This window comes from Micromonospora sp. LOL_025, assembly GCF_048060285.1.
GTDB lineage: Bacteria > Actinomycetota > Actinomycetes > Mycobacteriales > Micromonosporaceae > Micromonospora.
Map to the genome: position 1 here is coordinate 1 of NZ_JBHMIR010000071.1, position 5,278 is coordinate 5,278.

The 5,278-nt window shown below is 67.8% G+C and carries 3 protein-coding genes and 3 pseudogenes; 5 read left to right on the forward strand and 1 reads right to left on the reverse strand.

The genetic code is table 11. From position 1 onward, the window contains the following. The first annotated feature begins 123 nt into the window (after positions 1 to 123). The 3 genes and pseudogenes from ACFHW0_RS31390 (at position 124) to ACFHW0_RS31400 (ending at position 2,379) form a co-directional block, all read left to right on the forward strand. A pseudogene (locus ACFHW0_RS31390) lies at positions 124 to 1,417 on the forward strand (IS701 family transposase). A gap of 18 nt (positions 1,418 to 1,435) precedes the next feature. Further along, positions 1,436 to 1,600 (forward strand): annotated as a pseudogene (locus ACFHW0_RS31395) (IS5/IS1182 family transposase); the annotation flags it as partial. A 227-nt stretch (positions 1,601 to 1,827) separates the two neighbouring features. Continuing rightward, positions 1,828 to 2,379, forward strand: a complete 552-nt coding sequence (locus ACFHW0_RS31400) for a hypothetical protein (RefSeq protein ID WP_416613250.1) — start codon at positions 1,828 to 1,830, stop codon at positions 2,377 to 2,379. Positions 2,380 to 2,671: 292 nt separating this feature from the next. Here ACFHW0_RS31400 and ACFHW0_RS31405 read toward each other — a convergent pair. After that, a pseudogene (locus ACFHW0_RS31405) lies at positions 2,672 to 3,042 on the reverse strand (cytochrome c biogenesis CcdA family protein); the annotation flags it as partial. A 144-nt stretch (positions 3,043 to 3,186) separates the two neighbouring features. On the opposite strand from ACFHW0_RS31405, the gene ACFHW0_RS31410 reads away from it, so the two are divergent. Both ACFHW0_RS31410 and ACFHW0_RS31415 read left to right on the forward strand, forming a co-directional pair. Next, on the forward strand, positions 3,187 to 4,158 hold the full coding sequence (locus ACFHW0_RS31410) for a transposase (RefSeq protein WP_416613251.1): 972 nt from the start codon (positions 3,187 to 3,189) through the stop codon (positions 4,156 to 4,158). A 418-nt stretch (positions 4,159 to 4,576) separates the two neighbouring features. After that, positions 4,577 to 5,089, forward strand: a complete 513-nt coding sequence (locus ACFHW0_RS31415; RefSeq protein ID WP_416613252.1) for a GNAT family N-acetyltransferase — start codon at positions 4,577 to 4,579, stop codon at positions 5,087 to 5,089. Positions 5,090 to 5,278 lie beyond the last annotated feature (189 nt).

A 5,278-nucleotide genomic window follows, 5' to 3' on the forward strand; every position in this document is an offset into this window, starting at 1 on the left:
CTGCCGTGATCACCTGCATCACGCCATGCTCCACCCTGGACTGCCCACAGAGTTACGAGACGTCCCTTAGTACTGCAACGGCAGTAAGCGAATCGAGTTCGGCTCGCGTTCGTTGGTCTGCCTGTGACGGATGTTGATGTTGACCGGTGGCATGCGGAGCTGGACCGGTTTCACGCGCGGATCGGACCTCGTTTTCGCCGGTCGGAGCCGCGGCGGCGGGCACGGCAGTACCTGTGCGGGCTGGTCTCGGGTCTGGGCCGTAAGAACGGTTGGACCCTGGCGGAGCAGGCCGGGGATGTGTCGCCGGACGGGATGCAGCGGTTGTTGCGGTGGGCGGACTGGGACGTCGACGCGGTCCGTGACGATGTGCGGGACTACGTGGTCGATCACCTCGGCGATCCGGCGGGTGTGCTGATCGTCGACGACACCGGCTTCCTGAAGAAGGGCACGCGGTCGGCCGGGGTGCAGCGGCAGTACTCCGGCACCGCTGGGCGGACGGAGAACTGCCAGGTCGGGGTTTTTCTGGCCTACCGCTCGGCCAGGGCCACGCGCTGATCGACCGGCAGCTCTACCTCCCGGCGTCGTGGACCGATGACCGGGACCGGTGCCGGGCCGCCGGGATCCCCGACGAGGTGGAGTTCGCCACGAAGGTGCAGATGGCCCGCCAGATGCTGGCCCGAGCGTTGGACGCCGGGGTGCCCGTGGGGTGGGTGACGATGGACGAGGCCTACGGGCAGTCGAAGTCGCTGCGGGTGTGGTTGGAACACCGGGATGTGGCTTATGTGGTCGCGACCCGCCGCAACGACGACATGATCACCACCACCATGGACATCGCCCGCGCGGACACCTTGATCGCAGGCCTACCGGCTCGGGCGTGGTGCCGGCTGTCTGCTGGCGCCGGCGCCCACGGCCCCCGTGAGTACTGGTGGGCGCGGGTGCCGGTGCGCATCGGTTGGCAGCCCGGCCGTGGGCACTGGCTGCTGGCCCGGCGCAGCATCACCACCGGGGAGATCGCCTACTACGTCTGTTACGGACCCCGCCGCACCCGCCTGGTCGACCTCGCCCGCATCGCCGGCGCCCGCTGGGCGATCGAGGAGTGCTTCCAACAGGCCAAGAACGAAGCCGGCCTCGACGAATACCAGGTCCGTGACTGGCGGGCCTGGTACGCCCACATCACCCTGTCCATGGTCGCCCACGCCTGGCTGTCCGTCGCCCGATCCCTTACGGCAAAAGGGGATCCAGCACAGGCGACGGCATGATGATCGGCTACACGGTACCGGAGATCCGAAGACTGCTCACCGCACTCGTAGTGCGACCAACCCACCCACCCGAGCGCGTCTGGGCCTGGTCCCACTGGCGTCGACGACGCCAACACCAAGCCCGAACCTGCCACTACCGACGACGCGGATACCCCTGACCAACTGCCGTTGCAGTATTAGTCGAGAGAAGCCTGGGCTGGCCGATGCTGCACCGCCGCCTGGCCCGCGACTACGAGACCCTTCCCGCCAGCGCCGAAGCCATGATCCACGTCGCCTCGATCGACAACCTCACCAAGCGCATAACGGGCGAGGCCGCACCAACCTGGCGAGGAACGTACTAGCCTCACAAGCCGCAACCTCCGCGTCCGCCAGGCCGGACCGCGGAGTGCCCCCGAGAGGTATCGGCTGGTCGAGGCGATCTCGGAAGCATTCCGAGCTGGCAAGCAGCACCGGCGCCTCGGAGTGTTGCCGGCTGGCAACATCGCCCTCTGTGGGGTGGGAACGATGACGACAACGGCGGGGCTGACACCCGGTTGGCGCCCCACCCGCAACGCAGGAAGGACGACCCATGCGCAAGATGCTCAGGGCACCCACACGAACGTGGACACGGCTCGCAGCCGTGACCGTCGCCATGGCCATGGCCATGGCTCTCACCCCCATGACTCCGGCGAACGCCACGCCGACCTTGGTCGCCTGTTCCCCCGGCACCGAGACCACCACCTTCGACCCGCCGCTGACCCTCATCACTCAGCAGACCGACGTCCACGTCGACGGGACCCTCGGACCCTGCGTGTCGACCACTAACCCCAACATCAACGGCGCGACCTTCACCATCGATGGCGAGGGCCCAGCAAGCTGCCTACTGGCCAACTTCAACTCCACCTACGTCGCGAACTGGAACGACGGCCCTGACAGCGTCATCACCTACTACACCAACGTAAATCTCAAGCCTGCGGGCGTGACGGTCTTCGTGTCCTACGGCGAGGTCGTCAGCGGCCAGTTCCAGGGTGCCCAAGTCGTGCGTACCACGGTCGAGGCGACGATCGACGTCCTGAAGTGCGCAACCACTGGCGTCCCCGCTAGCTCCGGCCCCACCACCCTCACCCTGATCGCCCCCTGACGGAGATGATGGAGGTCAGCCCCGCGGGCTGACCTCCATCGCCCGTGAACACCACAACCGGCCGGCTCGTCGACTTTGAGCCCTTTTTCATCCTGCGTAGGGCCGCAGCCTGCAATCGTTGGCCGGATGAGTAGGGCAGCCATCCAAGCTGGCAGGTCGCGAGTCGTTGGTCGCGGCTGACGACGTACGACCGGTCGGGGACGACCGACCCGGGCTCACGAGGTAGCCGGCCGCCTGCGGGTGGCCGGCCCGGGTGTCGATGCCGGGCGATGGCCGGGCTGCGGTGACGTTTTCAGATGCTGATCTGTCCGGGGCCGACGGTGGCGCGTAGCCAGATGATGAAGGTGGTCCAGCCGCCGGTGAGCAGGGCTAGTCCGAGCGTGATGAGTAGTAGCCCTCCGATGCGGGTGATCCATCGGTGGTGGCGCCGCACGGCGGCGATCAGCGTCAGCACGCGACGCAGGCCGAGGCCGACACCGATGAAAGGCAGTCCGAGGCCGAGGCAGTAGGCGGTGGCGAGCACGGCGTGCGGCCGGTGGTGCCGTCGGTGACGGCCAGGGCCAGTACGGCGCCGAGGGTGGATGAGACGCACGGGGTCCAGGACAGCCCGAATATGGCGCCGAGCAGTGGGGCGCCGGCCAGGCCGGCGGCGGGCAGCCGGCGCGGTGGAGATGATCCGCACGCTGCGGCTGGTCCGCCGGTCCGCGATGAAGGCCCGCACCCAGGCCGCAAACCAGCTGCGCGCCGTGCTAGTCACCGCCCCACAGATCCTGCGCAACCGGCTACGCACCCTGTCGCTGCCGAAACTTGTCGACGCCGCGACGCGGCCGGCCCGGCCAGCTCGCCGGAATCGAAGCGGCCGACAAGCTGGCACTCAAGTCCCTCGCCACCCGATACCAGCAGCTCACGGCCGAAATCACCACGCTCGACGCCGAGATCGAGCGGCTCGCCCACCAGGCCGCGCCGCAGCTCATGGCGATCAAGGGTGTCGGCGCCGACACCGCCGGAGCGCTGCTGGCCGCCGCTGGCGACAACCCCGAGCGGCTGCGCAGCGAGTTGTCCGCTTTCGCGCACCTGTGTGGCGTCGCGCCGATTCCCGCTTCGTCCGGCAAGACCAACCGGCACCGGCTCAGCGGTAGAAAAGTGCGGCTGTCACAACGGCTCAGGTCCGGTAGCGCTTGCCGCCGTGGCCGGCGCGTGAGCCGGACGGCAGGTACCGGCCACTCCGGCGGTCCTCGTTGCGGAACGCGGCCGGGACTGAAGACAATGGATCCTAGACATCACTATCGAGCGGGCCGCCGACGGCGAGCCGGCCCACGCGATGGGACGAACCGACGAAGGAAGCCCGTGATGATCGGCCCTACGGATCCACCGCCTGGGGACGAGTACGGCCGGTGGTACGAGGAACGGTTCCCCGAGAAGCTGGCATGGTCCCTGTACGCCGTGATCATCGCCACCACCGTGCTTCTCAGCCGGACCGTTGTGCACGAGTCGCGCTGGTGGGCCGTCTTCATCGTGACCGTCTCGGCGCTCCCGGCCCTTTTCGTCACTAGCATTACGGCGTGGACAACGCTCAACGAAGCACTGTCTGCACCCCTCCGGCGAGTCATCGCGGCCTTGTCGGCCGGGTTCCTCGCGTACGCGGCCTACCGGTTCGGAATATCGACCATCCTGATCTGCGTGGGTGCCTTCTCCGTCGGCTTGCTCGTCGCCGCGTATCCGGTGCACCTGGTCGTCGACGGCTGGCGCAGCCGCGGAGGCCGATTCGACCACCTGTGAGAGCCGCCTCAGCCGCACCGTTCGCCGGACGTCGCGCCCTCGGGCCACCGTGTAGCGCCCCGCACCGATGCGCGCAGCGTCATCCGGCTGCGTTGCCCCAGGGCCAGGCAGGCCGGGTCCAGCGCCCCAGCTACCGCCACCAGCACACCGGATCAGCACCTCGCCAGCCGCCGGCACGTCGATTACCAGCACGATCCATGTTCCTCATTGGCCCGCCCGACTGGCAGGGTCAGGTAATCCAACTGTCTTGTATTCGCGTTGATGCCCGCTCCAGCAATCACGGTAAGTCACGCCGACCCTGGTGCTGGTGGCCAGATCTGCCGCCAACATGACCTCTATGCTGCTGTGGCTTGACGCCCCAACCAGGGGTCCGTCACCGTCCAAACCAGTACAGGAATGACGGTCTAGGGTGGGCGCGGTGAACGAACTGCGGACAGCCCGCCTCTGCCTGCGGCCCTTCCGTTTCGAGGACGTCCCGGCCGTCCACACTTACGCCAGCGACCCCGAGGTGGTCCGCTACATGGACTGGGGTCCGAACAGTCCCGCCGATACGGAGACCTTCGTCTCGTCGGCCGTGAACCCGATGGACGGCGTCCATCCGTTCGCTATCGAACGCTCGGGCACCCTGATCGGCGCCGTCGAACTCCGGGTCGCCGCCGCCGCCGCCCACCGCCGCGGCGAGTTCGGCTACGTCCTGGCTAAATCCGCCTGGGGTCACGGCTACGCCAGCGAGGCGGCTGCAGCTGTGCTCGCCTACGCCTTCGAACAGGCGGAACTGCACCGGGTCGCCGCCACGTGCGACCCGGCCAACGTCGCCTCCCGCCGCGTCCTGGAGAAGATCGGCATGAAGTATGAGGGCCACCTCCGTGACTACCTGCACATCCGAGGCGAGAAGCGCGACCGCCTTCTCTTCGCTGCCCTCCACCCCTGACCACCTCACTCAGACGGTGCGGAGGCGCTGTCCAGCGAGGCGTCAGATGACTCAACCAGCTAGCCCAAGGGACCTCCAGCATCACGGATGGTGGCCCCTGGCCTTGGAGTCGGCGGTTGACTGGCAGGGTCGTGTAAACGATCTATCGCGTATTCACTCTTGAAGAGCAGCGGGGATCACCGTGAGTGA